Source organism: Streptomyces sp. MK37H (assembly GCF_018035285.1).
Classification (GTDB): Bacteria; Actinomycetota; Actinomycetes; order Streptomycetales; family Streptomycetaceae; genus Streptomyces; species Streptomyces endocoffeicus.
This window is the reverse complement of record NZ_JAAAYH010000755.1, coordinates 1-2,163: the sequence shown is the minus strand read 5'-3', so window position 1 is coordinate 2,163 and position 2,163 is coordinate 1. Positions and strand designations below refer to the sequence as shown.

2 protein-coding genes are annotated in these 2,163 nt (G+C 70.6%); both read right to left on the bottom strand.

Annotated features, from left to right (window positions below; genetic code table 11):
- Positions 1 to 539 precede the first annotated feature (539 nt).
- Positions 540 to 1,043 (bottom strand): ATP-binding protein, encoded by a 504-nt coding sequence (locus GWI24_RS43565; protein WP_210951543.1) that lies wholly within the window; start codon positions 1,041 to 1,043, stop codon positions 540 to 542.
- Between the two features lie 386 nt (positions 1,044 to 1,429).
- Positions 1,430 to 2,163: enoyl-CoA hydratase/isomerase family protein (locus GWI24_RS43560; protein ID WP_210951542.1), on the bottom strand; the 734-nt coding region annotated here is incomplete at its 5' end.

Sequence of the window (2,163 nt, the reverse complement as noted above, 5' to 3'; positions counted from 1 at the left end):
CGTCGCGGCCGTGGCGGCGAGTCCGGTGGCGGCGGTGGCGAGGTAGGCGCCCGAGCGGAGCAGGGTGCGCCGGGTGGGGGTGCGGCCGTGCGCTTCCATGGGGGGTCTCCCGAATGTCGTAGCGGGGACAAAGGGGGTGACGCGTGGGGGTGTGACGCGCGTAGCGCGGTTCCATGGTGGGTCCTCGACAGGGCCATGCCAAGAACCGCCACGCAAAGAAAGATTTCGCGTCACGGTCTGGACCACTGGAGTTTCGAAAGAATCAGGTCGACAACAAAGGAAATTTGCCGCTCTACCCGCCATTAACAAGGCAAGTGTTACAGCTCACCTTGGATTGGCTTGGAAGTGGTCTACCGCCTCTGCGATAGTCGGGGCCGCGGCCCCCATTGACCCGAGCGAGGTCGCTTCCCCCGAATGCCACGGCGAACACCCCTTTCGCGCCATGGCCGGGGACGGAAGGGGCCCCCGTGCCGTCGGCGCGCGACGACACGGGGGCCCCTTTCACCTTCCGCGCGAGGTCCGTACCGGCGTACACACGCTCAGTTTTCGGCCACTCGCATCTCGAACCAGGTCGTCTTGCCGCACGGCAGCAGATCGACCCCCCACCGCTGGGAGAGCTGGTCGACCAGCATCAGCCCGCGTCCGCTGGTATCGAGCTCCGCCACCGGCATCAGACACGGCAGCCCCCGGGACGGGTCGCGGACCTCGACCCGGATCCAGCCGCGCCGCCGCAGCATCCGCAGCCCGAAGGTGCGGGCGCCGGTGTGCCGTACGGCGTTGCCGACGAGCTCGGAGACCAGCAGCACCGTGTGCTCGGCGAGGTGAAGGCCCAGCCCCCAGTCCCGCGCCACCACGAATTCGGCCATCCGGCGGGCGGTCCCCGCGGACTCGGGGCGGGAGGGCAGCCGCACCTCCTCGCACGCGGGGTTCCCGAAGAGGTCAAGCGCTCTGAGGGCCAGATCGTCCTCGACGGACGGCGCCCCCCGCACCGCAGCCGTACCAGTGCGCTGCTGCGGCTGCTCCATTCCCTCCAAGCCCGCCATGCCCCCCATCATGGCCGCCCAAAAGGCCATCCGGGGCGGAACCATGGGATTCCGAACACCGGAGCCCGAGGCTCCATAAATCCGATCCGACATATGCCAAGGGCAGTTGGGGAACCGCAACACCCCAGCTGACCAGCGATGTCACCGCGCGTACGCGTGATCACCCAGCGTACCGGACCGGGTCAGTCGAAGGCCGATCGTTGGCGAAGAAAATTCGCTCGCACGGGGCATACCCGGGCTCCGCAACCCCGCCCGAGGCGGCTCCACGACCTCGGCCGAGGCGGCTCCACGACCTCGGCCGGGGCGGCTTCCCGACCTCGGCCGGGGCGGCTTCCCGGCCGGGGTGGCTCCCCGCCTCGGCCGAGGCGATCGGAACCGGTCGGGTGTCAGCGGAACGTGGCCTTGCCCGGCCCGTCCTCGACAAAGCTGCGCATCCCGATCTCCCGGTCCTCGGTGGCGAACAGCCCGGCGAACCAGTTCCGTTCGATGGCGAGACCGCTGTCGAGGTCGGTCTCCAGCCCCCGGTCCACCGACTCCTTGGCCGCGCGCAGCGCGATCGCCGGGCCCTTGGCCAGCTTCGCCGCCCAGGCGTGGGCCTGCTCATAGACCTCCTCGGCCGGTACGACCCGGTCCACCAGGCCCATGGCGAGCGCCTCGTCGGCCTTGACCTGACGGCCCGTGAAGATGAGGTCCTTGGCCTTGGCCGGGCCGACCAGCCGGGCCAGCCGCTGGGTGCCGCCCGCGCCCGGGATCAGGCCGAGCAGGATCTCGGGCTGGCCGAGCTTGGCGTTCTCCGCGGCGATCCGGAAGTCGGCGCACAGCGCCAGCTCGCAGCCGCCGCCGAGGGCGTAGCCGGTGACGGCGGCGACCACGGGCTTGGGGATCCGGGCCACGGCGGTGAAGGACTCCTGCAGGTCACCGGAGCGGGCCACCATCGCGGCGTGGTCCATCTCCCGCATCTCCTTGATGTCCGCGCCGGCCGCGAACACCTTCTCACCACCCCAGATGACCACCGCGCGCACGTCGTCGCGGCGGGTCACCTCGGCCGCGAGTTCCCGCAGCCGGTCCTGGGTGGCGATGTCGAGCGCGTTCATCGGGGGGCGGTCAAGGCGGAAGGTGG